Origin of the sequence: Streptococcus infantis, assembly GCF_019929665.1 — a bacterium.
Classification (GTDB): Bacteria; Bacillota; Bacilli; order Lactobacillales; family Streptococcaceae; genus Streptococcus; species Streptococcus infantis_H.
Genome location: NZ_JAHZPZ010000001.1, coordinates 197,223 through 223,493, shown reverse-complemented (window position 1 = coordinate 223,493; position 26,271 = coordinate 197,223). Strand labels below are relative to the sequence as shown.

Genomic DNA, 26,271 nt, shown 5'->3' with positions numbered 1-26,271 from the left:
TTAAAAGTGGGAGGTTATATATATTATCTATCAAGGAGATAGAAAAAAACTAATTCAAATCCAAGTCCTTGTATGATTTACGATAGCCAATTTGTTTTACAAGACCATTTTCAACTAATATCGGACGTTTTAACAGCATACCATCACTGGCCAAGAGTTTGGCTGCTTCTTTGTTTGACAATGTTCCAACTTTATCTTTCAAACCCAGTTCACGGTATTTGATACCACTAGTATTGAAAAATTGCTTCAATTCAAATCCCGAAGTTTCGAGCCAGTTTAAAATGACCTTTTCACTCGGAGTCTCTTCAACGATATGAACGTCTTTATATTCTAGTCCGAGTTGATCTAATTCTTTCTTAGCTTTTTTACAAGTTGTACATTTTGGATATTCGATAAATTCTAACATTTTCTTCTCTTTCTATTTTTTATTTTCTTGATAACTTGCACCTTCATGCCTCAAGAGCCAAGCCTTCTTTTCGAGTCCCCAAGCATAGCCTGTCAGACGTCCTCCAGCACCTAGCACACGGTGACAAGGTACAAGGATAGACCAAGGATTGCGACCTACTGCTCCTCCGATTGCTTGAGCAGAAGCCACCTGCAAGTCCTTAGCTATTTGCCCATAAGTAACTGTCTGACCAAAAGGAATTCCTCTCAAGTAGTTCCAGACTCTTTTTTCAAAGTCACTACCGACAGGAGCTAAAGGCATTTCAGATAAGTCTTGATCTTGCCCCTTAAAATAAGTCTCTAAATAGGAAGTGATTTGATTTAAAATGGGATGACTGTCAACAACAGTCACATCATTTTCAGATAATCCCTTCTCAAAATCGCTCTCTTCTTCAATCCATATCCCAAACAAATAGTGGTCATCTGCTACCAGAGATAGGGGACCAATCGGTGACTTGTATAGCATCTTTACATACTTCTTAGGCATTTGATTTTAATTTTTGATAGGCCAAGCGTTCCCCGTCTACTGGAACTTTACCAACCTGTTTGAAGCCAAGTTTTCCAAAGATATGCTGCATGGCTATGTTTTTAGCGTGCGTATCTGAACGAAAATCTAGGTAATCGAAGCCTTCAATCAAGCCTTCTAAAAAGGTCTGAGCAACACCTTGACCTTGCGCGTCTCTAGCAACAGCAATACGATGAAATACTAAGTATTCTGCTTCATTTCCCTCCCAGTTGCCATCATAAATTGCTTCATAAGCTTTTTCTGGGCTCTTAGTCACTGCTGCATAAGCTAAGAGGTCCCCTTCGTCTAGGGCTACATAAGCTTGACCAGAGATAATATCTTCAATAATGGTATCTGCATCTGGGTAGCCGTTTTGCCACTGAGTGCTACCAGCTTCTGCCAAATATTTCTTGGCTCCCTCAATCACTTGCATAATTGCATCAACTTCATTTGGAAAGGCTAAGCGAATCTCCATCATTCATCCTCTTTTCATACTATTTTCTCTCATCATAGCATAAATTATTTCTTTCTACAAGCACTTGAAACTTGACTTATTATTTCTAATATTTTATAATCTAGTTATTAAAACTAGATAAAAAGGAGTTGAAAATGAATACCACTTTTTCCTATCCAAAATGGGAAGAAATTCCAAGTATCAATCTCTATCTGGACCAAGTTCTGCTCTATGTCAATCAAATCTGTCCTCCAGCTTCTCCTGACAAGGAGAAAGGTTTGACAGCATCCATGGTGAACAACTATGTCAAACACGGTTATATCAGTAAACCTGAAAAGAAAAAATATCAACGCAAACAAATCGCACGATTGATTGCTATTACCACTCTCAAGTCTGTTTTTTCTATCCAAGAAATTGCTCAAACCCTTAATACCCTACACACAGACACTAATTCAGAAGAACTTTACAATGCTTTTGTGGACTATATGAATGAAGATATTGATCCAGCTAATCCCATTATCCAGGCAAGCTGCCAAACAGTCAAACTCTATCATCAAACACTTGCACTAGTCTATACAGAAACCGAAAAGGAGGAAACAAATGAATACTAGTTTCAAACTTAGTAAACGACTTAGTTTTGGAGAAGAAATTGCCAACAGTGTCACCCATGCTGTAGGAGCATTTATCATGCTCATCCTACTTCCTATTTCATCAACCTATAGTTATGAGGTACATGGTTTCTTATCGTCTATCGGTGTTTCCATCTTCGTCATCAGCCTCTTTCTCATGTTCTTATCATCATCTATTTATCATTCTATGGCTTATGGTTCGACTCATAAATATGTGTTACGAATTATTGACCATTCTATGATTTATGTTGCCATTGCAGGTTCTTATACCCCAGTGGTTTTAACCCTGATGAATAATTGGTTTGGTTATCTCATTATTGCTATCCAATGGGGGACAACTATTTTCGGTATTCTTTATAAAATCTTTGCCAAGAAGGTCAATGAAAAATTCAGCCTCATCCTTTACCTCATCATGGGATGGCTTGTATTGGCTATCTTACCAGCAATCATCAGTCAGACAAGTCCAATGTTTTGGAGTCTTATGGTATCAGGTGGCCTTTGCTATACAGTTGGCGCTGGATTCTACGCTAAAAAGAAACCATACTTCCATATGATTTGGCATCTCTTTATCCTAGCAGCCTCTGCTCTCCAATATATCGCTATTGTTTATTACATGTAAAAAAGAAGTTGGGAAAAATCCCAACCTCTTTTTTTATTTACACATATTCATAAAGTACTGATGCAGGCGAAGATCATTTGTCAATTCAGGATGAAAGGAGGTTACCAGCATATTCTTTTCTTGTGCCGCAACGATTTGATGATTCACTACTGCTAGAACATCAACACCCTTACCAACTTCACTAATAATAGGTCCACGGATAAAGGTCATTGGAATTTTACCAACGCCCTTGCAGTCAGCTTCTGTATAAAAGCTTCCTAGCTGACGTCCATAGGCATTGCGCTCTACCACAATATCCATGGTCGCTAGATGGCTTTCCTCTTGAGAAGTGATTTGTTTTGCTAGCAAAATTAAACCCGCACAAGTTCCAAAGACTGGTAAACCATTGAGAATAGCCTCTCTTATAGGAATTAGCATCTGCTGATCTCGCAACAGTTTCCCCATAGTTGTAGACTCTCCCCCTGGCAAGACTAACCCCGACAGGTCACTCTGGTGTTGCTGAAAATCTTCTAGGTTTCGCAGTTCAATACTTTCAACTCCTAGTTGAGCAAGCATTTTCTCGTGTTCTACAAAGGCACCTTGCAAGGCCAAGATTCCGATTTTCATCTATTTTCCTCGCTCCGCCATGAGAATTTGGATTTCATTCTCATTGATACCAACCATGGCTTCTCCTAAATCTTCAGAGATTTGAGCCAGAATTTGAGGATTCTGATAATTGGTAACAGCTTTGACAATTGCTGCCGCACGTTTAACAGGATCACCTGATTTGAAAATCCCTGAGCCAACAAACACACCTTCTGCACCTAGCTGCATCATAAGAGCAGCGTCCGCTGGTGTTGCAACCCCTCCAGCCGCAAAGTTAACAACTGGTAATTTCCCATGTTCGTGGACATATTGAACTAATTCTACAGGTACTTGGAGTTCTTTGGCAGCAACATATAACTCGTCCTCACGGAGGTTTTGAATGCGGCGAATTTCTTGATTCATCATACGCATATGACGAACCGCCTGAACGATGTCTCCTGTTCCTGGTTCCCCTTTTGTACGGATCATAGAAGCTCCTTCAGCAATACGACGCAAGGCTTCTCCTAGATCTTTAGCACCACAAACAAAAGGAACTTGAAATTCTTTCTTGTCCACATGGAAACGATCGTCAGCTGGAGATAGAACTTCGCTCTCATCAATATAGTCAATCTCGATGGCCTCTAAAATCTGTGCTTCAACAAAATGCCCAATTCGAACCTTAGCCATAACTGGAATGCTGACTGCTTCTTGGATTTCCTTAATCATCTTTGGATCACTCATGCGAGAGACACCACCCGCTGCACGAATATCAGCTGGGATTCGTTCTAAAGCCATAATTGCTGCCGCACCTGCAGCCTCTGCAATTCTTGCTTGTTCAGGATTTTGAACATCCATGATGACGCCACCCTTAAGCATCTGTGCCAAATTCTTATTTAATTCATAACGATTTTCAGTCATTTTTTTCATCCTCAATAGTTGTATTGGTAGCTACAGTTTTATTGTAAGGTATAAAAGACTGCATAACAAGATAAAATAAATTGATTTGTCCGGGTACAATTATCTCTATCACAAAAAAAGCACCCATATTGGGTACTTTTATTTCTTAGATTTTTTAATACTTTTCACAAGATAAAAGAGATATCCTGAAACCATGTAGGCAACAAAGATAGTTGCTGCCCATTTAAAGACAAAGCCCCAACCATGTTTGGTAGCATTCAAAAAGAAATAAGGGAAGGGACTATCCTTAGCATTAGGGACATCCATCTTTAGAACAAAACCGTTTAAGAGGGCAAAAATCATATAAAGCAAAGGAAGGCTAGTCCAAAGCATGGGATCGACTAACTTATATTGACGACTCTTATCAAAAATAATTGTATCTGCTAAAAACCAGAGAGGGACAATATAATGGCAAAGGAAATTTTCCAAACGGTAAAAATCTGTCGTCAAGGGAGCTAGCATGAAATGATAGATGACACAAGTAATCATAATACTCATAGTGACGCCACCTTTGAGACGTAGAATACCAGGACTCTGCCAACTATCACCTCCACCACGCATCTTTAACAAAAGATAAGCTGTAAAAAGTACAACCAAAAGGTTAGAAAGTACTGTGTAGTATAGCAACATCCCTAAACCACCGCGCTTGGTAATCTCCAAGTATACACCGGTAAAGGCTGCTATAAATAAAAAGATACGACTATAAAATATTACTTTTTCATTTTTAATCATGATTAAATCTTCTTCACAAATTCTGATTTAAGCTTCATAGCACCAAAACCATCAATCTTACAGTCAATGTTGTGGTCACCTTCAACAATACGGATGTTTTTCACACGAGTTCCTTGTTTGAGGTCTTTAGGAGCCCCTTTGACTTTAAGGTCCTTAATCAAAGTGACTGTATCTCCATCAGCTAGTTTATTTCCATTTGCATCGATGGCAACAACTCCTTCTTCAACTTCTGCTTGCTCAGCAGGATTCCACTCATAAGCACATTCTGGGCAAACAAGAAGTGTGCCATCTTCATATACGTATTCTGAATTACATTTTGGGCAATTTGGTAATTGACTCATGTTATCTCCTTAAAAAATGTTGATTATTTGATTGTCAAATTTTCTTTAACAGCAACTATTATACCTTAAAACAGACTATTTGACAAATCATGATAAAAAAACGACAAACCGAAATTCAGTTCATCGTTTTTATAGTTCTTACAAATGTTTTTGGGCTTCTGATTTAATTTTTTCAACAACTTCTAAAATAGAGAGTCCAGTCGTATCCAAATAGATTGCATCCTCAGCCTGTTTAAGAGGTGAAGTTTCACGATGACTATCTTTATAGTCACGCGCAGCAATCTCTTCCTTCAAAGTTTCCAAATCCGTTTCGATTCCCTTTGAAAGATTTTCTTTGTAACGACGTTCTGCACGTTCATCTACAGATGCTACAAGAAAAATCTTTAATTCAGCCTGAGGCAAGACTACTGTTCCAATATCGCGACCATCCATAACGATACCACCTAGTCGGGCAATTTCTTGCTGAAGGGCTACCAATTTTTCACGAACAGCTGGAATCGCCGCAAAAGCAGAAACAGCATTGGTTACTTCATTTTCACGGATTGGATTTGTTACATCTACATCTCCAACAAAAACAAGCTGTTCTCCTGTTTCAGCGCGACCAAAACTAATCGGGTATTGTTCCAATAATTCAAGAAGTTGAGATGGCTCATCTGGGCTAATTTGGTTTTTCAATGCGATGTAAGTCGCCGCACGATACATAGCGCCTGTATCCAGATAAGTATAGCCAAAGTCCTTAGCAATAATCTTAGCTACTGTACTCTTACCACTGGAAGCTGGCCCATCAATCGCAATCTGAATTGTTTTCATTTTCACTCCTATCTTGTCTTAAGGACATCACCAGGATTTGCAAACCAAGTTCCTGAAGACATATGACCAGGATTCAAGGCTTCAAGTTGAGCAATAGAGATTCCAGCGCGAGCCGCAATGGCCGCTTCCCCTTCTCCTGCCATGACTGTAATAGTTCCTTCAGAATCAGTACGTGCCTCCGTATGTTCTTGTTGAGTTGTCTCTGCTTCTGTTGACTCTGTTGACTGGGCAGTAGTAGCCACTGTTGTAACTTCTTCTACTTTTGGAGCTGAAGAATCATAAAAATCTTTCAAAGCTGAAGTGCGATCACTTCCGCCTGATGACAAGTAGACCAATACAACTACCATCCCAACAACAATGACAAAGAAGAGAATAGCCAGAACCGTTAAAATACGATTGGCCACTACACCTGAACCTTTTTTGTTTCGTTGACGGCGTTCTGTTCTTGATTCCTCTTCTTGGTTTTCATAAATATCTTCTTGCCACGGTTCCTTTTCCATACCTTACTCCTTGAGTTTTTTTTACTTTCTTATTACAATATAAATATGAAAATCACACTTATACCTGAACGTTGCATCGCTTGTGGGCTCTGCCAGACTTATTCTGAATTATTTGATTACCATGATAATGGTATCGTCCGTTTTTATGATAATCCTGATCAGCTAGAGAGGGAAACTCCCCTAAGTAAAGATGTGTTAGAAGCTGTAAAAAACTGTCCTACACGTGCCCTGATTAAAGATTAGTCCTAGTTTTTAGCAGAAAATAAACGAGGTTTTCCACTTTATCTAGTTTAGCATATTTTTCTAGAAAATTATAGTATTTTGCTAGCTATTTTTATACAATTTTACTTTTATTTGTTCCAGCATTTCAATAATAAATAAACTGTTCTTTTAGGACATTTTTCTATCACTTAAGCACTAATCAAATTTTTTATTTCAACCACATATAAAATTATAAAAAAGAGGAATTACTTCCTCTTTTTTTGTTTAATCAAACGATTAGTCTTCAAATCCATTTGGATGTTTGCTTTGCCAACGCCATGCATCTTCACACATTTCTGTAATACCAAGTCCTGCTTCCCATCCGAGCTCTTCCTTAGCTTTTGCTGGGTCTGAATAGCAGGCTGCAATATCACCTGGGCGACGTTCAACGATACGGTATGGAATTGGGCGCCCAACAGCTTTTTCCATATTTTGGATAATTTCAAGAACTGAGTAGCCTTTTCCAGTACCAAGGTTATAGACATTGAGTCCAGAGCCTTTTTGAAGCTTCTTAAGGGCGGCAACGTGTCCTTTGGCTAAGTCAACTACGTGGATATAGTCACGAACACCTGTTCCATCTTCTGTATCGTAGTCATCTCCGAAGACTTGAACTTGTTCTAACTTACCAACTGCGACTTGTGTGACATACGGTAGAAGGTTATTTGGAATGCCGTTTGGATTTTCTCCTAGATCACCACTCTCATGCGCCCCAATTGGGTTGAAGTAACGAAGTAAGACAACATTCCACTCTGAATCTGCTTTATGGATATCTGTCAAGATTTCTTCCAGCATAAGCTTGGTACGGCCATAAGGGTTGGTAGCTGAAAGTGGGAAATCTTCTAGGATTGGAACAGTATGTGGATCTCCATAAACTGTTGCTGATGAACTGAAGATAATGTTCTTACAGTTATTTTCTTCCATTGCCTTCAAAAGGCTAACTGTACCAGCAATGTTGTTGTCATAGTAGGCAAGAGGGATACGAGTTGACTCACCAACTGCCTTCAAACCAGCAAAATGGATTACACCTGTTGGTTCTTCGTGTTTGAAAATGTCACGAAGTGTATCTGTATCGCGGATGTCAGCTTCGTAGAAAGGAATTTCAACTCCTGTAATTCTTTCCACTACTTCTAAACTTTTACGGCTACTGTTGACCAAGTTATCCACTACAACAACCTGATGTCCAGCTTGGACCAATTCAATGACAGTGTGAGTTCCGATAAAACCTGCACCACCTGTTACCAAAATCTTTTCTTGCATCTTTTTTCCTCTATTCTTAAATTATTTTTTTCATTTTACCATTTTTGATAGGGAAAGTCATTTGCTATCCTAATCCTATCGTAAAAACTAGGTAAAAAGTTTACGATTATTTCTCTTTAATATATCTTTCAGTCGGATAATCCGCTGGATCCAAGACTCCACTTCTCCCCTCAAGCATTTGGGCTAGGTGATAGCCTATAATGGGTCCAGTTGTCAATCCTGACGATCCTAATCCACTCGCAACAAATACTCCTGGCAAGTTTGGCACTTGTCCGAAAAACGGCGAAAAATCACTCGTATAAGCACGAATCCCCACACGTTCACCACTTATCATTGCACCTTTTAAGCTAGGATAAAACGAACTTGCTGCTTCAGCCATTTGTTGAAGCAAATTCTCATCAACTGCTAGGTCAAATCCCATGTCATTTTCATGGGTAGCTCCTAGAGATAATTTACCTCCAGGAAATGGTATCAAATCCCATTCACCTTCCGGCATAACTACAGGGTAAGCTCCCATGTCTTGTGGCACTTGGTAATCTCGGAGTTGCCCCTTTTGAGGACGAACGTCTACCTCATATCCTAAGGGCTCTAAGATGTGGCCAAGCCAAGCTCCTGTGGATAAGATGACTTGGTCAAACATTTGATTGTCTATCTGATAGCCCGATGATAGAGGGGTTAGACTGACCTCTTTATTTATGACCTTCACTTGACTAGCTCCCAGTAAGCGACTCACTAAGAGTTGTCCATCTACTCGAGCTCCTCCAGAAGCATAAAGTAATCTCTCAAATCCCTCTAGACCAGGAAATAGGTTACTTGCAGTCGCTTGGTCCAAAATGGCTAATTCGCCAATCAAGGGAGATTCAACTTTACGTTGCAAGGCTAGTTGATAGAGTTCTTCCAACTTAGATTCATCTTTTTTCAAGAGAAAGACTCCCGAGCGTTGATAAAAATCAACCTCCTGTCCAGACTCTTGTAAATCATTCAACAAATCTACATAGAAATCAGCTCCTAGGCGCGCCATCTTATACCAAGCCTTATTGCGTCGTTTAGAAAACCAGGGACTAATAATTCCTGCTGCCGCCTTGGTAGCTTGCCCGTGTCCAAAATCAAAAACAGTTACTTCGATATCAGCTTCCTTAGAAAGATAGTAGGCTGCTGTGGCCCCTACAATTCCTGCTCCTACAATGGCAACTTTTTTCATTGTCTTTACCTTCTAACTAGATATGATGGAATGGATTGGTTGATGCCTGACTTGCGATAATCTCTAGATACCAAGCATTCTCTTCCTTCCATTCATTCAGGAACGCTGCAATTTTTTCAACAAAAAGAACTTCAATATAGTGGCCTGGATCCAGAGCCAACAAGCCGTCTGACAACATATCTTGGGCAGTGTGGTAATAGATGTCACCAGTAATGTAAACATGAGCTCCTTTTGCTAAAGCATCAGAGTAGAAAGACTGCCCACTGCCACCACAAATAGCTACTCTTGAGATTGTTTTTTGCAAATCAGTTTCTTTATAATACACCATACGAAGGCTATCTAGACCAAATACTTCCTTAACATGACTAGCAAATTCTTCAAATGTTTGAGGTTTAATATTGCCTATACGCCCGATGCCACGTTCAGGACCTGTTTCCTGTAGAAAAGTTGTATCCTTAATATCCAATAGTTTGCAGAACCAGTCATTAAGGCCGTTTTCAACAATATCAATATTGGTATGGCTAACATAGACTGCAATATCATGCTTGATAAGATCAATATAAATCTGATTTTGAGGGCGACTAGCTACCAAGTCCTTTAACGGACGGAAGATAGGCGCGTGCTTAACGATAATCAAATCCACACCCTTTTCAATAGCTTCTGCCACTGTATCTTCACGTATATCAAGGGCAACCATGACTTTTTGGATATCCTTGTCTAAGGTACCAATCTGCAAACCACGACTATCGCCTTCCATAGAAAATTCTTGGGGGCAATAGGTTTCATAACGCTTAATCACTTCACTTGCTTTCATGGAGCACCTCCTTGATGGCTTGAATTTTATCTACTAAAACTTGACGTTCTTCATGATTTTTTTCTGGGATTTGACTAAGGGCAAATTCGAGCTTACTTGCTTCTCTTTGCCACTTTTGGACAAATACGGGGCTAAGTTCTTTAGATAGAAAAGGACCAAAGCGGGTGTCACTTGCTGACAATGTCATTTTCCCAGCCTCCACTACTAGAATCTCATAGAATTTTCCAGCTTCCTCTAAAATACTTTCAGCTACAATCTTAAATCCATGCTCTTGTAACCAACTACGTAACTCATCTTCACGATTATTGGGTTGAAGAATCAAAAGCTCAACATTGGCTAGTTTATCCAAACCCTCTTCTAATATCGTAGCAATCAAACGACCACCCATTCCTGCAATAGTGATAACAGAGACCTGATCACTTTCTTCGAAAGCTGCTAAACCATTGGCTAAACGAACCTGAATTTTCTCAGTCAAACCATGACTTTCAACATTTCTAACTGAAGATTGATAGGGTCCCTCTACAACTTCACCCGCGATGGCAGCTTCAATATGACCTTTTTCAACTAATTCAATAGGTAAATAAGCATGGTCGCTACCGACGTCCAGTAAAACAGCTCCTTGGGGAACAAAAGAAGCTACTGTTTCTAATCTCTTTGAAATCATCTTCTCTCACTTTCAAAAACTCTATTTCCCTTTATTATACCATATTTTATCTGGCAATCCTGCACCTAAAAAAGACCGCAATCATGGATTGCAGTCTTTCTTTATCTTTTAACTTGATAACGACTTGTCAGTATGAAAATCACAATAAAGACGAGCATCATAATGCCATAGATAGGCAATGTTTGACCTGTAAGTGTTGAAATTTCAAGCAATTTTTGGATTCTTGGGAATAGAGCTGTTCCAAGGAAACCTCCAACTGACCAAATAATCAATAACACACGCCAAAGACTAAATGGCAAGCAAGCTCTAACTACAGACATGAAACCAATCGATGCCAATAGATAATACAAAAGTGTCGAAATTTCAATGTCGGTCCAGCCTTGACTGGTTCCAAAAATTTTAACAAAGAGAACACTAAAGACTACCATCAAGGCACTTGGTAAAGCTCGAAGCATGGATTTTCTGAGGAAGTTTTGTTCCACAGGTTTGATATTTCGTTCAAAAGTTAATACAAACGGTGGGAATCCTTCCACAAACTGGTCAATCATGGTAATCTGAATCGGAATGAATGGGAAAATCAAAATCCATTCAGTACGTCCCAACAAAGCACTGGCAATACAGATAACTGCTAGCAAGAAGGAATAGATAGTCTTAATCAAGAAAATTGGAGCAATGTGGGCAATGTTATTGACCACACGACGACCTTCGAAGAGAATCTCAGGAACATCATTGAAATCTGAATTCAAGAGAACCAGATTTGCAATCTGACGAGTTGCTGGGTCTCCCTCAGCCATAACAATGGAACAGTCTGCCTCACGCAGAGCTAGGATATCATTGACACCATCCCCTGTCATTGCTGTAGTATGTCCTGCTTTTTTCAGAGTTTGGATGATGAGTTTCTTTTGATGAGGTGAAACACGTCCGAAAATGGCTGTTCCTTCAGCCATGGCTATCAATTCTTCATCATTAATTTTCGAACAATCTACATAGCTGTGATAGTCTGCAAAACCAGCCTTCTGGGCAATACTTGAAACAGTGACTGGATTATCACCAGAGATAATTTTCAATCCCACTTCCTGAGAACGAAGATAGTCTAGCGTCTCAGCAGCACCTTCTCGAATCGGATCTAGAATCTCAAGCAAAGCCAAAGCCTGAATATCAGATGGCTTTTGTGGCTTGTGATGGTCAAGTTTTTCTTGACTGAGCGCTAACACCAAGACACGAGATCCTCGTTCAAGAGCTTCTCTAGCTTCAGGAACTTCAGCATCCAACAACATCTCCGGTGCGCCTAGGAAAACAGTTCCTAGACCTTCCAACTCCATTGCTCCCCATTTTCGATCACTTGAAAATGGAAGGCTAGAAATCATCGGATAAGCTACCTCTCCCGCAAAACACTTTCGAATAGCTTGGGCAGTTGGATTTTTATCCTCACTGTGTGCCATATAACTAGTTAGCATTTTGGCAATGGAATCTTTGTCGTAAGCTTGAGTAAGAGGAAGGACCGTCTCAACTTGCATCTTCCCTTGGGTGATTGTCCCTGTCTTATCCAAGCAGAGCATATCCACACGTGCCAAGGTCTCAACAGAATACATCTCCTGCACCAAAACCTTTTTCAACCCAAGCTTGATAACAGCAGTTAAGAGAGAGGTGATGGTCAAAAGGGCTATACCTTTAGGCAACATTCCTAAAAGAGCTGTAGATGAATTGACTACAGAAGACTTGAGTGGCAGACCTTTTAAGACCAAGGCTTCAAGCAAGAGAGCAATACCAAAAGGAATGATAATTTTCCCAGTAAAACCAGCTAACCGGTCTAGCGATTTCATGATACGAGAGTTAATTGGCTTCACTGTCTTAGCTTCAAGCATGAGTTTAGCAGCATAGTTATCCGCCCCAACATGATGTACCTGAGCGAGGACAGAACCACTTGCAAGAAAGCTACCCGACAACATTAAGTCTTCTACTTCTTTTTGCACCAAGTCGCTCTCACCCGTTAACATAGCTTCGTTGACTTCTGCAAAACCTTCTAATACAATGGCATCACTTGGAATCTGATCTCCTGCTGACAAGCGAATAACATCATCTAAAACAAGCTCTTCAGGGTCCAAAGCGATCTCTTGTCCATCACGAATAGTGATAATCTTTTCTTTATTCAAGAGATTGAGTTTATCAACCATATGTTTGGCACGTAGCTCGGTTACAATCCCAGAAAATGCATTAAAGCAGATAACCGCAAAGAAAACTAGGTTGCTCCAGGCTTGAACAAAGGCGAGCGCTAGGGCAATGGCAAAGTTTAAAGCATTGAATAAAGTAAAGACATTTCTCTTCACAATCTGCCATGTACTAGTACTAGCTGAAGCTTGGAAATCATTGACCTGTCCCTGTTTTTGACGTTCTTTGACTTCTGATTGGCTTAATCCCAACATTTTATTTTTATCCATAAATTCTATCATATCATTTTTTTTTGAATATTTCTAATTTCATATAAAAAGCTATTCCGCCTAAACAAAAAACATTTGCCTGTCCTAGTATGATAAGGTATAATAAAAGAAAGAAAACTGAAGGAGACATCATGTTTTATACTTATCTTCGTGGGCTGGTTATGTTGATTCTATGGTCAATTAATGGAAATGCTCACTTTCACAATACTGATAAAATTCCGAGTCAAGATGAAAACTATATCCTAGTCGCTCCCCATCGTACCTGGTGGGATCCCGTCTACATGGCATTTGCGACCAAACCGAAACAGTTTGTCTTTATGGCTAAAAAGGAACTTTTCTCCAACCGAATCTTTGGCTGGTGGATTCGTATGTGTGGTGCCTTCCCTATCGATCGTGAAAATCCAAGTTCTTCTGCTATCAAATACCCAATCAATGTACTTAAAAAGAGCAATCGCTCACTGATTATGTTTCCTAGTGGTAGTCGTCATTCTACCGATGTTAAGGGTGGTGTTGCCCTAATCGCGAAGATGGCAAAGGTTCGCATCATGCCAGTTACTTACACTGGTCCTATGACTCTACAAGGGCTTGTCAGCCGTGAACGTATTGATATGAACTTCGGAAATCCGATTGATATCTCAGATATTAAAAAGATGAATGATGAGGGAATTGAGATGGTTGCAGACCGCATCCAATCTGAATTTCAACGCCTGGATGAGGAAACAAAACAGTGGCACAACAATAAAAAGCCAAATCCACTGTGGTGGCTCATCCGTATACCTGCCTTGATTCTAGCAATTATAATAGGAATTCTGACAATTTTCTTTACTTTTGTTGCAAGTTTTGTTTGGAACCCAGATAAAAAGAGAGAGCAATTACAATAGTCTAATTTTCATAAGCCCAAGTTTATTACTTGGGCTTTTCCAATGAGTTAGCATACTAATTAGCATATTGACAAAAGCTTAAATCTATAGTATACTTTCAAAGTAAGCTGATTTAGCTCAGTAGGCAGAGCGCATCCATGGTAAGGATGAGGTCGCCGGTTCGATCCCGGCAATTAGCATCAATTCAGCAGTTCCTATCTGGGGAGCTTTTTTTTCTTGACAAAGTATTGGCTCTATAGTAAAATAAAATCTGCGATGAGTCGATATGTAGCGAGAGCTACAATTGCGCAAAGGAGGTCATTACGCAGGAGCGGACCTTGAGAAATTGTGTGAACCAGTTTCTCACATGGAGATGCCTCTCACACTCTCTGGTTTTTCCAGAGAGTTTTTTCTTTTCTTAAACAAATAGGGTTCTGGACCTTATGAAACAAAAAAAGACCTATCATACAAGCTGTAAAGCCTAGTATGATAGGTTTTTAATGTTAGATTAACGTACTGTACGGATACGCATTGTGTTTGTACGAACAGCTTCACCAAGTGGTACACCTGCAACGATAACGATATCGTCACCAGATTCTACAAGACCTGCTTCAACTGCTTTACGTTCAGCGATTTCGAACATATCATCAGTTGATGATGGAGCTTCAGTCAACATTGGGATAACACCCCAGTTCAACATCAATCCACGCTCTGTCAATTCGTCGAATGTCAATGCCAAGATATCAGCATTTGGACGGTATTTAGAAATCAAACGAGCTGTGTGACCAGTCTTAGTCAAAGTTACAACCAATTTGATATTCATTGAGTTAGTAGCGTCTTTAACAGCTGAAGCCATAACTTCTGTCTTAGAGTTACGTTCGAAAGTATCTGAGTTCAAACGTCCGTATTCGTTAAGAAGAGTTTGAGCGTTCTTGTCAATTGTAGCCATTGTTGTTACTGACTCAAGTGGGTATTTACCGTTTGCAGACTCACCTGAAAGCATTGTAGCATCAGTTCCGTCGATAACAGCGTTAAATACGTCTGATACTTCTGAACGAGTTGCACGTGGTTTTTCAGTCATTGTTTCAAGCATGTTTGTTGCAGTGATAACAACTTTACCAGCAGCGTTTACTTTAGTGATGATCATTTTTTGGTAAACTGGAACCATTTCGAATGGTACTTCGATACCCATGTCACCACGAGCGATCATAATACCGTCAGCAGCTTCAATGATTTCGTCCAAGTTATCGATACCTTGTTGGTTTTCGATCTTGGCGAACAATTGAACATGACCGTTACCAGTTTCTTCACAGATGGCACGAACTTCTTCAACGTCTTTTGCAGTACGTACAAATGAAATCGCGATGAAGTTAATACCTTGTTCCAAACCGAAACGGATATCAGCGTTATCGCGCTCAGCAAGTGCTGGGAAAGGAATTTTAGTGTTTGGGATGTTTACACCTTTTTGCTTAGCAATGATACCGTCATTTTCAACGACTACTTCAAATTCACGAGTTGCATCGTCTTTTGCGAAAACACGAAGACCCAATTTACCATCGTCAACCAAAACTTGGTGACCAACTTCAACGTCATCATAGATGTCAAGCGCACCTGCAACGTTCAAAGCAATCACTTCACGAGTTGATTTGATACCTTGTTTAGTTGCAACACGAATTTTTTCACCAGTTGTATAAGAGTACTCTTTAGCATCGCCTTCGAACAACTCTGTACGGATTTCTGGACCTTTTGTATCAAGAAGGAAACCAACTTTTTTACCAGCGATTTCTTCTGCACGTTTAACAGTTGCCATACGGTCACCTTGTTCTTGGTGGTCACCGTGTGAGAAGTTGAAACGGAAAGTGTTTGCTCCAGCTTCAATCAATTTAGCAATGTTTTGTGCTGAAGCTTCAACGTCAAGTTTTTCACCCCAGTATCCGTCATCACCAAATTTTTTACCACCACGGATTTCTACCGCAGGACCTAAGGTTGCAACGATTTTTACACGTTTGTTCATGATTTTGTGACTCCTTTATATAATTCGACCTTTTATGGTCATTTTACCAGATTAGTTAAAGTTGATTATGACAAGCTCTTGTTCAAGTCAGAAAGTTCAAGGTCAGCTTTGTGAGGGTTATTGACAACAATCTTACCATCAGCTGTTAAGCTAAACAAAGCTCCCTCTTCTGCTGTTCCAAGAATTGGATTTTCAACCATTTTCTCGTTACGAATACCGACAGCGACACCACCGATTCCTTGTTTAAGGAGTTTAACAGCGTGTGCACCCATACGTGACGCCAATACACGGTCACGAGCTGTTGGTGAACCACCACGTTGGATGTGACCAAGTTCAGTTACACGAAGGTCGCTTGTATCGCCAGCTTCTTTTAGTTTTTGACCAAATTCAGCTGCTGACATGACACCTTCTGCTAAAACGATAATGTTGTGTTTTTTACCGTGTTCATATCCAGCTTTGATGCTTGCTACGATATCTTCAAATTTGAAGCCTTCTTCAGGGATGATGATTTCGTCAGCACCTGTTGCAATACCTGCCCAAAGAGCGATATCTCCAGCGTTACGTCCCATTACTTCAACAACGAAAGTACGACGGTGACTTGATGATGTATCACGAATCTTATCGATGGCATCCATTGCAGTTGTTACTGCAGTGTCAAATCCGATTGTAAAGTCAGTACCTACGATATCGTTATCGATTGTTCCAGGAAGTCCAATAGCAGGGAATCCATGCTCAGTCAGGCGCATAGCTCCATGATAAGAACCGTCACCACCGATAACCACGACACCTTCGATACCGTGTTTTTTCAATTGCTCAATCCCTTTAAGTTGACCTTCGAGTTTTGCAAACTCAGGGTAACGAGCTGAGTGAAGGAAAGTACCACCACGTGAAATGATGTCTCCTACTGAAGCAGCATCAAGTGGATAAATTTCACCAGCAACCATACCAGCGTATCCATCATAGATACCAAAAACTTCCATTCCTTCTGAGATTGCTTGACGAACAACTGCACGAATGGCAGCATTCATACCAGGGGCGTCCCCACCACTAGTCAAAACAGCAATACGTTTCATTTGGTTTTGCTCCTTTTTCTTTTAACATTCTAACTGATTATACCATATTTAAAGTTAAAATTCTTTTATTTTCATTGATTTTTAACGATAAATCGTTTTCATGACAATCTGTTTTAAAGATTCTTGTAAGCCAGCGTCTTTTGCAACTAAATAACCAGGCAAAAGAACATTTTTTTGTTCATTTTCATAACGAATGACAACAGGAATTTGCCCCTTATACTGATCTAAAATATGATAAATTTCAGAATCGTGGTCATGATTAGCTACCTGAATCCAAAAACGCTCACTCACTGCTTCTTTCAGATTATTTAAAATTAATTGAAGACGACCATCTCTGGATTGCACTTTTCCATTTAGGTAATAGAAACTTCCTTCGTGCAAGCGATTTTTAAATTGGCGGTACTGTTCAGAAAAAACAGTGACCTCCAGACTTGTTTTACTATCAGTAACTTTCAAAAAGGCCATGTTTTCACCTTTTTTAGTTCGAATCACTCGGATAGACTGAATTTCAACGAGCACTGTTGCTGTCTGTCCCTCGGAAAGTTCAGATAAACTCACAATAGGATACAAAGGATTCTTCGCTAAAACCAGCAATGGGTGTTGGCTGATGCCAACTCCTAACCATTCCTGCTCTTTTTGGAATTTCTCAATATTTGAAAAGTCCTCTGTATCTGTCCAACTATAGCTAGAATCCGCAAAGAGGCTACCTAATTCTTCTACAAAGATAAATAGAGTTGGTAGATTGGTTAAGATTTTTTGACGATTTTTATCAAATCCATCAAAAAGTCCTACTTCCACTAAAGGGGTTAAGAGGCTAATCTTTTGATAATTTTTGGGTAATCGTGTGATAAAATCTTCAACACTAGAAAATGGACGATTCTCGATAATCCAATAGGCAAAATCACGAGGCATTCCCTTAATACTCTTAAGACCTAGATGAATTGTCTTATCTGCCAATTTATCTTGATATGGAACCGTATTGATGGAAAGCGGAGCTAATTCAAAGCCCATTTCAAGCGCATCTAGGATATAATCCCCGCTGGCATAATTGAGCATGACCTGATAGAAGATTGCTGGAAAATGTGTTTTAAAGTAGGCAAGCTGAAAGGCTAAGGCAGCATAAGCATAAGCATGCGAACGGTTAAAACCATATCCAGCAAATTTTTCCATAACAGCAAAGACTTCTTGGGCCTGTTCTTTTCTATGCCCTTTTTCGAGTGCACCTTGGATAAAACTCTCCTCCATTCGATGCATCTCTGCAGCATTCTTTTTCCCCATGGCACGACGTAAAATATCGGCTTTCCCAAGGCTAAAACCTGCATAACGCTGAGCCACCTGCATAACCTGTTCTTGATAAAGCATGATGCCATAGGTTGGGGCTAGGATATCTTGCAAAACTGGGTCAAGAACGGTCACTTTTTCTTTGCCGTGTTTTCTTGCCACAAAATTATCGATATAGTCGCTCGCTCCTGGTCGGTTCAAGGAAGTCGTCGCCACTACTTCTTCAAAATTTTGTGGTTTCACTCGTTTCAATAAGCGTATGGCTCCAGGTTGTTCAAACTGAAAGATTCCCTTGGTCTTACCTGCAGCAAAGAGGGCTAAGGTTGCCTTATCTTCAAGGTCAATATCCTCAATTCTTAGTGAAATACCTTGAGTTTCATATAAGAGCTCCTGCATTTTTTGAGCAAAGGTTAAGTTTCGTAGGCCCAAGAAATCCATCTTGAGCAAGCCATTTCCTTCAACTCCATGCGCATCATATTGGGTAATCAGCATATCCTCTCCATACTTGAGAGGAATATAATCTGTTAGATTTTTATCACTGATAACGACACCAGCTGCATGGATAGAAGTCTGTCGTGGATAACCTTCAATCTTTTTAGCAATAGAGAAGGCCTTTTGGTACTCAATCTTACTTTGAATGAGTTGTCTAAAACCAAGATTTCCTTCATAGGCTGTCGTTAGAGTATCTTTAGAGCCTATTTTTTTCGTAATAGCTGTCAACTCATACTCAGGGACACCATAGCGTTTGAAGATATCTCGGATGGCTTGCTTGGCTCCAAAGGTTGAATAAGTGACAATCTGCGCAGCATGGATACTACCATAACGGTCACGAACATAACGAATAAACTCTGGACGATAGATATCTGGAATATCAATATCGATATCTGGCATGGTGTAACGTTCACGATTTAAGAAGCGCTCAAAGATAAGATTTTTAGCTACAGGATCAATCCCTGTAATATCTAAAGCGTAAGCTACTAAACTTCCTACCGCAGAACCACGTCCCATTCCCATGTAATATCCCTGAGACCGACCAAAACGCAAGAGATCCCAGACAACCAAGAAATAGTCATCGAATCCCATATCATGAATCACAGACAGTTCTTCTTCTAAACGTTCCTGATAGACTGAATCTAGCAAGCCTTTTTGCTCCAAGCCCTTGATAGCTCTCTCCCGAAGTTCTTCAACAGCAGGTCTTTCTGGATTGAAACGTGGAAGTTTGAGACTACTATCAATCTCGTAGGAAGTACCCTTGGTCAATCCTGCTAGGTTTTCGAGTGCTTGTGGAAACTTCTCTAGAAAAAACTGTTCAAGACGTTCAGCAGGCAAAAACAAACCCTGTTGAGATTGAACATCAACCTCTCTCAAGGTCACGTTCTCTTTAATCGCTTTAAGCATCTGTAGAGCTTCTAAGTCCTCAGACTCGAAAGAGTTAACACGATAAAGAGGGAGAATGGGGTGAGAAAAATTCGATTGAGCTGTATCTGGATACACTCCGATATAGTAGTCATGCCCTAAGTCCAAGTCGTTCATTCCAGAATAATAAGGAACAATAACACAAATATCTTCAAGGTAGGAAGAGAAATCAGTCCATTCTTTTTTACCTGTCATCTTTAGAGACGACAGCTTCATCAGGTTTTGATAACCTCGGTTTGACAGGGCTAGAAAACGTAGATTGATCCATTCATCTTTATGATGAACTGTCATCTCAAGGCCTAATAAAGGCTGAATTCCTTGTTTTTGGCATTCTTTGATGAAATAATAGGCTCCATAGAGATTATCTTCATCCATGATTCCAAGTGATGAATAGCCATATTCTTTCCCAAGGCTAACATATCTCTTGATTGAAACCATACTCTCCATGAAACTATAGACAGTTTTCGTATCCAGTTGGGCAATCATTCTTTCTCACCTCCCTTTTTCTTTTTCTATTATACCATTTTAAAAAATAGAAGCACAATTTCTTTCTAATCATTAAACTAAAAAACCACAGCCTTAAAGGCTATGGTTTTATGAGATGAAATAAATTCGAAGAAGAATTGCGCCTAGCTTTTTTAACTTAGTTACTTGTATCTTTCGTTAAAAATATTCCGATTAGAACTAGAACTAGTGAGAGATAAGGAAAGACCCTAAAAATCTGCCAATCCGGGTCGAATGCTAAAAGTCCGGAAAGTAAATAAAATCCTGCACTTGTATACAAGACAGTTTTATTTACTTTCTTAATTCCTATCTGTGTTAAGACAGTTGCTATAACGTAAGCAATTAAATTAGGACCTAGAAAAATCAAGAATACAATTCCCCATGGAGCAGTAAATAAAGCAAGAGTTATAAATAGAAGAATATAGGTAAGTGCCAAATAAAATGAGAAAGATAGAAGAGCCGAAGGTTTCTTGACTGCTTTTGGACCATTCTTCACATCTTCCACCGAATTATTTTCTACAATTAGCTTATCTTCTTCTTTGTTTAGATCTACATTTGAATTTTGGTCTGACATTTTTTTCTCCCACTAATTTGTTAAGTTATTTTTATTATATCCCAATTTGTCACATTAAGCTAGATAGAAAAAGCCATCTATGTTAGTCTCAGATAAACGCTCACATTTGTCTGAAAGAAACTAACATAAATGACCTACACTCCTCCCTATCAAATTTTTCTGAATCAGGTAAAACTGTCTAACTCAATTTGACAAATGAGGAGTTTTTATTATTTTTCACGAATCACTTCTACCTTGTATCCATCTGGATCTTTAACAAAGTAATAGTTTGGTTGTGTTCCTGGAAGTCCATTTGGATTTGTCACTTCGTAACCCTTGTCGCTATGTTCTTTATGAAGAGCCTCAAGGTCAGGTGTGCTTAGAGCGATGTGAGCAAAACCGTCACCTACAACATAAGGTCCATGATCATAGTTGTAAGTCAACTCCAATTCATAATCATCGCCATCAAGACCTAGATAAACAATGGTAAAAGCGTGTTCTGGGAAGTCCAGACGACGCAATTCCTTAAATCCAAAAGCATCTTGATAAAAAGCAATTGATTTTTCAAGATTCTCTACCCGCAAGCAAGTGTGTAACATTTTTGAAGCCATTTTTTCTCCTTTGTTTAAAAAAGACTGGGACAAATTTGCACCAGTCTTGTGAATAATTATTTACCAAGTTTTGCTTTAGCTGCATCTGCAAGAGCTGTGAAAGCTGCTGCATCGTTAACAGCCAAGTCAGCAAGCATTTTACGGTTTACTTCGATCTCAGCCAATTTCAAACCATGCATCAATTGTGAGTATGAAAGTCCGTTCATACGAGCTGCCGCATTGATACGTGTGATCCACAATTTGCGGAAGTCACGTTTCTTTTGACGACGGTCACGGTATGCATAGTAGTAAGAGTTCATTACTTGTTCTTTTGCAGTACGGAACAAGATGTGTTTAGCTCCATAGTAACCTTTTGCTAATTTTAAAATACGTTTACGACGTTTGCGTGATACAACGCCACCTTTAACACGTGCCATTTATATTTCCTCCAATATTTCCTAGAATTGTTAACTTACAAATACGCGATTATTTCAAGCGAGTAAGCATTGCTTTGATACGTTTGAAATCTCCTGAATGCACCATAGATGCTTTACGAAGATGACGACGTTGTTTCTTAGTTTTTCCGTGGAAACGGTGAGAAGTGTAAGCACGGAAACGTTTAAGTCCACCAGAACCTGTACGTTTGAAACGTTTAGCTGATGCGCGGTGTGTTTTTTGTTTTGGCATGATATTTTCTCCTTTTTTTAACTTTCTGACAGATTATTTCTTGTCAGTTGCTGGGGCCAACTGCATGAACATTTGACGACCATCCATTTTAGCACGTTGTTCGATGATAGCAATATCTTGAGTTGCTTCAGCGAAATCGGCTAAAACTTTTGCTCCAATCTCTTTATGGGTAATCATACGACCCTTAAAGCGAATGGAAACCTTCACTTTGTTCCCTTTTTCAAGGAACTTGCGAGCACTGCGAAGTTTCGTATCGAAATCACCCTTATCAATAACTGGGCTCAATCGAACTTCTTTCACGGTCACAACGCTTTGTTTTTTGCGTTGCTCTTTTTGTTTCTTCTGGTACTCAAATTTGAACTTACCATAGTCCATAATTTTCGCAACAGGAGGTTTAGCTTGAGGTTGAATGAGAACCAAGTCCACATTAGCGTCGTCCGCAAGTGCTTGCGCTTCACCAAGTGGTTTGATACCCAATTGTTCGCCCTCAAGACCGATTAAGCGAACTTCACGTACACGAATTTCATCATTGATGAATAAGTCTTGCTTTGCTATGGTTTTCACCTCTTTTTTTATTTTAGAGAAAAACAAGAGCGGACTTGCTAACGCAAATCCGCTCTACATGATTATAGTTCATTTCTGAAACTTGATCTGTAGGGGCCAGACAACGTTAGTCGCAAGGCGAGAAGTTCTCACTTCTGCTTTTCTCATCTTGTATATGATATCAAGTTTTTCCCTACTTGTCAAGATAAAAATAATCTTTTTTAATTTTTTCTAATATTTGAATTTAATTTCAACTATTGGTTACGAGAATAGTATATCTCATGTGGTTTCACATGATTCCCTAGTAACTCAGAGACTGTAACAAAGCTATACCCTTGTCCCTGCAAATATTCAATAACCTTTGGTAGTGAATTTACTGACGTCTGGTGAATATCATGCATCAATATAATAGAACCATCAGTCGTCTGACGTTGAATTTCTGTTAGAATGGCTGCTTCGTTTTTACTCTTCCAGTCTAAGCTATCGACATCCCACATAATAAAGCTCAAATCAAGACTATTACGGATATCATCTGAGATGGCACCATATGGTGGGCGCATCAATTTTGAACTCTTTCCGAGAACACTAGTGATTGCTGATTCTGTATCCGTAATTTGTTTCTTAGCATCTTCTAATGAGAGTTGTGTTAAAACTGGATGGTTCCAACTATGATTTCCGACTTCATGCCCCTCAGCCTGCATACGTTTGAGGATAGCTTCATTACCTGCAATATTTTTCCCTTGGACAAAGAAGGTTGCTTTGATTTTGTACTTAGCTAAGATATCCAAGGCTTGTGGTGTTGTATTACCATCAGGACCATCATCAAAGGTAAGAGCTACCACTTTTTTATGTTTTTCCGCTTGAACTTTTTTATAAAGTTCAGCATCTTTTTCTGTTAGATAGGATGTTTGAATATAATCAAAGAAATCTGAAATAGGCATTGCTATTTCTTCTACATTAGTCATTGCTTTGACTGGATATAGAACCAATTGACTATCTTTGTAAGCAAACTTCCAGCTTGACAATTCTGCAGCTGAGAAATCAGCTAAAACTTGGTCAACAACTGATTGATCTACTTTTTTATCTTGGAGAGTTGACTTAACTCCCTCAAGGACTTTTTCTTTGGCTGTGGATGGGTCTGTAAAGAATTGATCCAAGGTAAAGATAGAGCCATCCTCTTTCAGATACAGCTGGTCTAAAGTAGTATTTTCTAATTCAACGACATTAGAATTTGCCAAGTCATAGGCCTGTTTTTTAATCAAACGATTTTCAACCCCAGTTAAAGAGGAATCCCCTTTTTCTGAGTAATAAAAAAACAACTGTTCTTTACCTTCTACTTTGTCAGTGATGTCTTTTACGATGATATCTTTGACAGAGGAAATAAGGCTGTCTCCAACTAGTGGATAATAGGTGATAATTTCAGATTTCTCTTTGCGGAAATGCTCTTTTTGACTTCCTTGGGAGTAGGCGTCATCTTTTTCCTTCTTGAGGTTCTCAATCTTCTGTTCAAAGGCTTGTTTATTCAGCACTTTATAGGCAACCACACCACCGAGTGCTATCATTGTGAAAAACAAAAGCAAGACAAGAATGCCAAGTTTTTTATTGTTTTTCTTCTTTACTTTATTCTGGGGTAATCTCTTTTTTGTCATAGTCTTATCATATCAAATATGAACTATAATTTCAATGAAAACATGGCAGAAAAAGATTTAAAATAGGTAAAGAAAAGTAAAAGAACCCTAGAAAAATCTAGGATTCTTTTATAAATTAGAAACGAATACTTTCTCTTGTTTTTTCATAAGAAGTAACGAAGCGATTGGTAACACCAGGCTCAGCAACTTCTAATGCTTGAGAGATTTTTTCGAAAGATGCTTGATAATCAAATGTTGTTTCAAAGATATTCAAAGCTTCTTGGAAAGCTTGTTGAATACGATCATCAAATGATCTGTAACGGTTCGAATATTGAAGCAATTGTTCTGTCAATGTTGCATTTTGAACGATACTGTATGTTTCTTCTTCTAACATATTCATATCATTTGTCGCAATCTCAAGGATGCGATTCACAGATTCGATATTCACTTGCGCTTGTTCCAGCTCAGCCATCAAGTCTTCTGTACTGTGACTTGCATCAAAGAAGAGCTTCAAGAATTTTTGTGGAATTCCTGGAAGATTTCTCTTCTCCATGTAGCGTTTAATCGTATGGAGACGGTTGACATATACATTTGCTTTTTGACGAGCATTGATGTCATCTTTTTCAATTTTAACGAGACGTTCACTAACACCGATTTGGTCATCTTCAATATCTTTTAATGTAGATTGGAGATTTTCCAAACGTTCTTGTAAGACAGAATATGCTTCTGAAACTTCTGACTCTGCATGAGTCATTTCTTCAATAGTAGCATTCAAGGCTGAGATATCAGCTTGAAGACGACGAACTCGATTCACATCGCTTTCTGAAATCAAATAGGTTTTCCCAAGACGTTCGATATCTTTAACTAGTACCTGATTGTTTTCTTTCAAGTGTTTAAGATAGGTAGGAAGGGTAGTTACCAATTTCTCAAAAGCTTTATGGGCTGCAATTTCACGAGTGAAAATATCATAAAGTGCATTGATTTCTTCTTGGATTTGAGTGTTTTCATACTCTGCATTATCCAACTCCAATGTACGGATATTTTCGTGATTATTCTTCAAGGCTTCATAAAGAAGTTGAAGACGAGATTCGATATCAGTTTCTACAAAATGGTAGTTTTCATCTAAAAGCTTGCGATAACCTGCTTCTAAATCTTCAAGTTGTTCTGGCAATTCAGTAGTAAGCTTAGTGACAATCGCTGGAATTCTTTCAACGATATGTGTCAAAGCTAAAATATGATTTTCAGCGTTATCTAAAATGCCTGCTGCTTCAACCGGATCCCCTGATGAATTCAAAGTTACAAATTGAGAAAACTCAGATTGGATGTTCTCCAATTGTTTTTCAATTTCTGGAAGAGCTTGACCATATTTATCAGGATCTTCAGCTACAGTGTTTTGTAGTTTCTCAAATAAATCTAGGGCATGCAGAACACGTCCACTATTTTTTGACTCTTGTTTTTCCAACTCAGACAAGGCATTACGAATTGCTGCAATATCTTCTTCAACAAGTTGGATTTGACTTTCAATTTGATCAATCTGGTGCTTAGCTTTCAAAAAACGGAATGAGTTATTGTATCCTTCAGCTTCAAAGAGGTTATTCTCGATATCTGCAAAAGAGTTCAGAGACAAATCTACCCATTTTTGGTTCCATTCTCTAAAAGCAACCTGACTTTGACCAATCAGATGCATGTTTTTTACAACCTCTACCTCATCATTAACAGGAAGGTTATATAGTTCTTCTTTTTTTTCTTCTAAAGCTGCAAGTCTACTCTCATTTCGTTTACGTAGCAAAATTGCTACTGCAAAAGCAATAAGAAGCAGGACTGCAATTCCAATCAAAGTAATAATCAACTGATTATTTGACATATCAAACTCCTTTTATACATGACACAATTGTAATGATTATATCATATTTTTCAAACCTTGGGAACTAT

At 39.0% G+C, this 26,271-nt stretch carries 28 protein-coding genes, 1 tRNA gene and 1 other annotated feature; of the genes, 5 read left to right on the top strand and 24 right to left on the bottom strand.

Annotation, left to right across the window (positions count from 1 at the left end):
- Positions 1 to 49 precede the first annotated feature (49 nt).
- The 3 genes from K1I61_RS01050 to K1I61_RS01040 are packed head-to-tail and all read right to left on the bottom strand — an operon-like array spanning position 50 to position 1,424.
- On the bottom strand, positions 50 to 406 hold the full coding sequence (locus K1I61_RS01050) for a Spx/MgsR family RNA polymerase-binding regulatory protein (protein WP_223332764.1): 357 nt from the start codon (positions 404 to 406) through the stop codon (positions 50 to 52).
- 12 nt (positions 407 to 418) lie between these two features.
- Positions 419 to 910 carry a methylated-DNA--[protein]-cysteine S-methyltransferase gene (locus K1I61_RS01045; RefSeq protein ID WP_223332763.1) on the bottom strand — a complete coding sequence of 164 codons (492 nt, stop codon included), beginning with the start codon at positions 908 to 910 and terminating at the stop codon, positions 419 to 421.
- Positions 911 to 923: 13 nt separating this feature from the next.
- Positions 924 to 1,424 carry a GNAT family N-acetyltransferase gene (locus tag K1I61_RS01040; RefSeq protein ID WP_223333178.1) on the bottom strand — a complete coding sequence of 167 codons (501 nt, stop codon included), beginning with the start codon at positions 1,422 to 1,424 and terminating at the stop codon, positions 924 to 926.
- A 134-nt stretch (positions 1,425 to 1,558) separates the two neighbouring features.
- On the opposite strand from K1I61_RS01040, the gene K1I61_RS01035 reads away from it, so the two are divergent.
- Both K1I61_RS01035 and trhA read left to right on the top strand, forming a co-directional pair.
- Complete coding sequence (locus K1I61_RS01035; protein WP_036757719.1) at positions 1,559 to 2,014, top strand: DUF1836 domain-containing protein; 456 nt, start codon at positions 1,559 to 1,561, stop codon at positions 2,012 to 2,014.
- Positions 2,004 to 2,651: a PAQR family membrane homeostasis protein TrhA gene (gene trhA / locus K1I61_RS01030; protein WP_223332762.1), complete on the top strand. Its 648-nt coding sequence runs from the start codon at positions 2,004 to 2,006 to the stop codon at positions 2,649 to 2,651. Before K1I61_RS01035 ends, trhA begins: the two co-directional genes overlap by 11 nt.
- Positions 2,652 to 2,684: 33 nt before the next feature.
- Here the strand turns inward: trhA and pdxT are convergent, their stop codons facing one another.
- From pdxT to K1I61_RS01000, 6 genes are all read right to left on the bottom strand, one after another.
- Positions 2,685 to 3,257, bottom strand: coding sequence for a pyridoxal 5'-phosphate synthase glutaminase subunit PdxT (gene pdxT, locus K1I61_RS01025; RefSeq protein ID WP_223332761.1), 573 nt, complete (start codon positions 3,255 to 3,257; stop codon positions 2,685 to 2,687).
- Positions 3,258 to 4,133 (bottom strand): pyridoxal 5'-phosphate synthase lyase subunit PdxS, encoded by an 876-nt coding sequence (pdxS, locus tag K1I61_RS01020; RefSeq protein ID WP_223332760.1) that lies wholly within the window; start codon positions 4,131 to 4,133, stop codon positions 3,258 to 3,260.
- Between the two features lie 138 nt (positions 4,134 to 4,271).
- Positions 4,272 to 4,904 (bottom strand): Pr6Pr family membrane protein, encoded by a 633-nt coding sequence (locus K1I61_RS01015; RefSeq protein WP_036757713.1) that lies wholly within the window; start codon positions 4,902 to 4,904, stop codon positions 4,272 to 4,274.
- A 2-nt stretch (positions 4,905 to 4,906) separates the two neighbouring features.
- A complete protein-coding gene (locus K1I61_RS01010; protein ID WP_006149888.1) occupies positions 4,907 to 5,245 on the bottom strand; it encodes a zinc ribbon domain-containing protein YjdM in 339 nt (112 codons plus the stop codon).
- A gap of 138 nt (positions 5,246 to 5,383) precedes the next feature.
- Positions 5,384 to 6,055: a (d)CMP kinase gene (cmk, locus tag K1I61_RS01005; RefSeq protein WP_223332757.1), complete on the bottom strand. Its 672-nt coding sequence runs from the start codon at positions 6,053 to 6,055 to the stop codon at positions 5,384 to 5,386.
- A gap of 8 nt (positions 6,056 to 6,063) precedes the next feature.
- Positions 6,064 to 6,555: an SAG1386/EF1546 family surface-associated protein gene (locus K1I61_RS01000; protein WP_223332755.1), complete on the bottom strand. Its 492-nt coding sequence runs from the start codon at positions 6,553 to 6,555 to the stop codon at positions 6,064 to 6,066.
- 45 nt (positions 6,556 to 6,600) lie between these two features.
- Between K1I61_RS01000 and K1I61_RS00995 the strand changes: the two genes are divergently transcribed.
- Entirely contained in the window at positions 6,601 to 6,798 is a 198-nt protein-coding gene (locus K1I61_RS00995) for a ferredoxin (RefSeq protein WP_223332754.1), read from the top strand.
- Between the two features lie 255 nt (positions 6,799 to 7,053).
- Here K1I61_RS00995 and galE read toward each other — a convergent pair whose 3' ends face one another.
- The 5 genes from galE to K1I61_RS00970 form a co-directional block, all read right to left on the bottom strand.
- Positions 7,054 to 8,073 carry a UDP-glucose 4-epimerase GalE gene (gene galE, locus K1I61_RS00990; protein ID WP_006152548.1) on the bottom strand — a complete coding sequence of 340 codons (1,020 nt, stop codon included), beginning with the start codon at positions 8,071 to 8,073 and terminating at the stop codon, positions 7,054 to 7,056.
- A 106-nt stretch (positions 8,074 to 8,179) separates the two neighbouring features.
- Entirely contained in the window at positions 8,180 to 9,274 is a 1,095-nt protein-coding gene (locus tag K1I61_RS00985) for an NAD(P)/FAD-dependent oxidoreductase (protein WP_223332753.1), read from the bottom strand.
- 16 nt (positions 9,275 to 9,290) lie between these two features.
- A complete protein-coding gene (locus tag K1I61_RS00980) occupies positions 9,291 to 10,088 on the bottom strand; it encodes a Nif3-like dinuclear metal center hexameric protein (RefSeq protein ID WP_223332752.1) in 798 nt (265 codons plus the stop codon).
- Positions 10,075 to 10,752: a tRNA (adenine(22)-N(1))-methyltransferase gene (locus K1I61_RS00975; protein ID WP_223332746.1), complete on the bottom strand. Its 678-nt coding sequence runs from the start codon at positions 10,750 to 10,752 to the stop codon at positions 10,075 to 10,077. Before K1I61_RS00975 ends, K1I61_RS00980 begins: the two co-directional genes overlap by 14 nt.
- Positions 10,753 to 10,853: 101 nt before the next feature.
- Positions 10,854 to 13,190, bottom strand: coding sequence for a cation-translocating P-type ATPase (locus K1I61_RS00970; RefSeq protein ID WP_223332744.1), 2,337 nt, complete (start codon positions 13,188 to 13,190; stop codon positions 10,854 to 10,856).
- Between the two features lie 131 nt (positions 13,191 to 13,321).
- Here K1I61_RS00970 and K1I61_RS00965 point away from each other — a divergent pair, with 131 nt between their 5' ends.
- Both K1I61_RS00965 and K1I61_RS00960 read left to right on the top strand, forming a co-directional pair.
- Positions 13,322 to 14,071, top strand: a complete 750-nt coding sequence (locus K1I61_RS00965) for a lysophospholipid acyltransferase family protein (protein ID WP_317627979.1) — start codon at positions 13,322 to 13,324, stop codon at positions 14,069 to 14,071.
- Between the two features lie 106 nt (positions 14,072 to 14,177).
- Positions 14,178 to 14,250, top strand: a tRNA-Thr gene (locus K1I61_RS00960).
- 308 nt (positions 14,251 to 14,558) lie between these two features.
- Here K1I61_RS00960 and pyk read toward each other — a convergent pair.
- The 10 genes from pyk to ezrA all read right to left on the bottom strand — a co-directional run bounded on the left by pyk (position 14,559) and on the right by ezrA (position 26,203).
- Entirely contained in the window at positions 14,559 to 16,064 is a 1,506-nt protein-coding gene (gene pyk, locus K1I61_RS00955) for a pyruvate kinase (RefSeq protein ID WP_223332740.1), read from the bottom strand.
- A gap of 65 nt (positions 16,065 to 16,129) precedes the next feature.
- Positions 16,130 to 17,137: a 6-phosphofructokinase gene (pfkA, locus tag K1I61_RS00950; RefSeq protein WP_004253883.1), complete on the bottom strand. Its 1,008-nt coding sequence runs from the start codon at positions 17,135 to 17,137 to the stop codon at positions 16,130 to 16,132.
- Positions 17,138 to 17,218: 81 nt separating this feature from the next.
- On the bottom strand, positions 17,219 to 20,320 hold the full coding sequence (locus K1I61_RS00945) for a DNA polymerase III subunit alpha (RefSeq protein ID WP_223332738.1): 3,102 nt from the start codon (positions 20,318 to 20,320) through the stop codon (positions 17,219 to 17,221).
- A 157-nt stretch (positions 20,321 to 20,477) separates the two neighbouring features.
- Positions 20,478 to 20,912, bottom strand: coding sequence for a hypothetical protein (locus K1I61_RS00940; protein WP_223332735.1), 435 nt, complete (start codon positions 20,910 to 20,912; stop codon positions 20,478 to 20,480).
- Positions 20,913 to 21,121: 209 nt separating this feature from the next.
- Positions 21,122 to 21,502 carry a lactoylglutathione lyase gene (gene gloA / locus K1I61_RS00935; RefSeq protein WP_004253875.1) on the bottom strand — a complete coding sequence of 127 codons (381 nt, stop codon included), beginning with the start codon at positions 21,500 to 21,502 and terminating at the stop codon, positions 21,122 to 21,124.
- 56 nt (positions 21,503 to 21,558) lie between these two features.
- The gene (gene rplT, locus K1I61_RS00930; RefSeq protein ID WP_000124834.1) at positions 21,559 to 21,918 is read right to left on the bottom strand and encodes a 50S ribosomal protein L20; all 360 of its coding nucleotides are present in this window, start codon (positions 21,916 to 21,918) and stop codon (positions 21,559 to 21,561) included.
- A gap of 49 nt (positions 21,919 to 21,967) precedes the next feature.
- A complete protein-coding gene (gene rpmI, locus K1I61_RS00925; protein WP_001125942.1) occupies positions 21,968 to 22,168 on the bottom strand; it encodes a 50S ribosomal protein L35 in 201 nt (66 codons plus the stop codon).
- Positions 22,169 to 22,201: 33 nt separating this feature from the next.
- A complete protein-coding gene (gene infC, locus K1I61_RS00920) occupies positions 22,202 to 22,732 on the bottom strand; it encodes a translation initiation factor IF-3 (RefSeq protein ID WP_004253871.1) in 531 nt (176 codons plus the stop codon).
- A gap of 15 nt (positions 22,733 to 22,747) precedes the next feature.
- Positions 22,748 to 22,878 (bottom strand) — a sequence feature (ribosomal protein L20 leader region).
- An 87-nt stretch (positions 22,879 to 22,965) separates the two neighbouring features.
- Positions 22,966 to 24,360, bottom strand: a complete 1,395-nt coding sequence (gene pgdA / locus K1I61_RS00915; protein WP_006152516.1) for a peptidoglycan-N-acetylglucosamine deacetylase PgdA — start codon at positions 24,358 to 24,360, stop codon at positions 22,966 to 22,968.
- Between the two features lie 115 nt (positions 24,361 to 24,475).
- On the bottom strand, positions 24,476 to 26,203 hold the full coding sequence (ezrA, locus tag K1I61_RS00910) for a septation ring formation regulator EzrA (protein WP_223332733.1): 1,728 nt from the start codon (positions 26,201 to 26,203) through the stop codon (positions 24,476 to 24,478).
- Positions 26,204 to 26,271 lie beyond the last annotated feature (68 nt).

Excerpts from the sequence above, each read along its gene's own strand:
- K1I61_RS00945 (WP_223332738.1), bottom strand. The coding sequence starts at position 20,320 with ATGATTGCCCAACTGGATACGAAAACTGTCTATAGTTTCATGGAGAGT.
- rplT (WP_000124834.1), bottom strand. The coding sequence starts at position 21,918 with ATGGCACGTGTTAAAGGTGGCGTTGTATCACGCAAACGTCGTAAACGT.
- K1I61_RS01035 (WP_036757719.1), top strand. The coding sequence starts at position 1,559 with ATGAATACCACTTTTTCCTATCCAAAATGGGAAGAAATTCCAAGTATC.
- pyk (WP_223332740.1), bottom strand. The coding sequence starts at position 16,064 with ATGAACAAACGTGTAAAAATCGTTGCAACCTTAGGTCCTGCGGTAGAA.
- K1I61_RS00980 (WP_223332752.1), bottom strand. The coding sequence starts at position 10,088 with ATGAAAGCAAGTGAAGTGATTAAGCGTTATGAAACCTATTGCCCCCAA.
- pdxS (WP_223332760.1), bottom strand. The coding sequence starts at position 4,133 with ATGACTGAAAATCGTTATGAATTAAATAAGAATTTGGCACAGATGCTT.
- gloA (WP_004253875.1), bottom strand. The coding sequence starts at position 21,502 with ATGGCTTCAAAAATGTTACACACTTGCTTGCGGGTAGAGAATCTTGAA.
- K1I61_RS00940 (WP_223332735.1), bottom strand. The coding sequence starts at position 20,912 with ATGTCAGACCAAAATTCAAATGTAGATCTAAACAAAGAAGAAGATAAG.
- K1I61_RS00970 (WP_223332744.1), bottom strand. The coding sequence starts at position 13,190 with ATGGATAAAAATAAAATGTTGGGATTAAGCCAATCAGAAGTCAAAGAA.
- pfkA (WP_004253883.1), bottom strand. The coding sequence starts at position 17,137 with ATGAAACGTATTGCTGTTTTGACTAGTGGTGGGGACGCCCCTGGTATG.
- galE (WP_006152548.1), bottom strand. The coding sequence starts at position 8,073 with ATGCAAGAAAAGATTTTGGTAACAGGTGGTGCAGGTTTTATCGGAACT.
- K1I61_RS00995 (WP_223332754.1), top strand. The coding sequence starts at position 6,601 with ATGAAAATCACACTTATACCTGAACGTTGCATCGCTTGTGGGCTCTGC.
- pdxT (WP_223332761.1), bottom strand. The coding sequence starts at position 3,257 with ATGAAAATCGGAATCTTGGCCTTGCAAGGTGCCTTTGTAGAACACGAG.
- K1I61_RS00975 (WP_223332746.1), bottom strand. The coding sequence starts at position 10,752 with ATGATTTCAAAGAGATTAGAAACAGTAGCTTCTTTTGTTCCCCAAGGA.
- K1I61_RS01040 (WP_223333178.1), bottom strand. The coding sequence starts at position 1,424 with ATGGAGATTCGCTTAGCCTTTCCAAATGAAGTTGATGCAATTATGCAA.
- K1I61_RS01000 (WP_223332755.1), bottom strand. The coding sequence starts at position 6,555 with ATGGAAAAGGAACCGTGGCAAGAAGATATTTATGAAAACCAAGAAGAG.
- K1I61_RS01015 (WP_036757713.1), bottom strand. The coding sequence starts at position 4,904 with ATGATTAAAAATGAAAAAGTAATATTTTATAGTCGTATCTTTTTATTT.
- trhA (WP_223332762.1), top strand. The coding sequence starts at position 2,004 with ATGAATACTAGTTTCAAACTTAGTAAACGACTTAGTTTTGGAGAAGAA.
- K1I61_RS00965 (WP_317627979.1), top strand. The coding sequence starts at position 13,322 with ATGTTTTATACTTATCTTCGTGGGCTGGTTATGTTGATTCTATGGTCA.
- K1I61_RS01050 (WP_223332764.1), bottom strand. The coding sequence starts at position 406 with ATGTTAGAATTTATCGAATATCCAAAATGTACAACTTGTAAAAAAGCT.
- cmk (WP_223332757.1), bottom strand. The coding sequence starts at position 6,055 with ATGAAAACAATTCAGATTGCGATTGATGGGCCAGCTTCCAGTGGTAAG.
- K1I61_RS01010 (WP_006149888.1), bottom strand. The coding sequence starts at position 5,245 with ATGAGTCAATTACCAAATTGCCCAAAATGTAATTCAGAATACGTATAT.
- ezrA (WP_223332733.1), bottom strand. The coding sequence starts at position 26,203 with ATGTCAAATAATCAGTTGATTATTACTTTGATTGGAATTGCAGTCCTG.
- K1I61_RS01045 (WP_223332763.1), bottom strand. The coding sequence starts at position 910 with ATGCTATACAAGTCACCGATTGGTCCCCTATCTCTGGTAGCAGATGAC.
- rpmI (WP_001125942.1), bottom strand. The coding sequence starts at position 22,168 with ATGCCAAAACAAAAAACACACCGCGCATCAGCTAAACGTTTCAAACGT.
- pgdA (WP_006152516.1), bottom strand. The coding sequence starts at position 24,360 with ATGACAAAAAAGAGATTACCCCAGAATAAAGTAAAGAAGAAAAACAAT.
- K1I61_RS00985 (WP_223332753.1), bottom strand. The coding sequence starts at position 9,274 with ATGAAAAAAGTTGCCATTGTAGGAGCAGGAATTGTAGGGGCCACAGCA.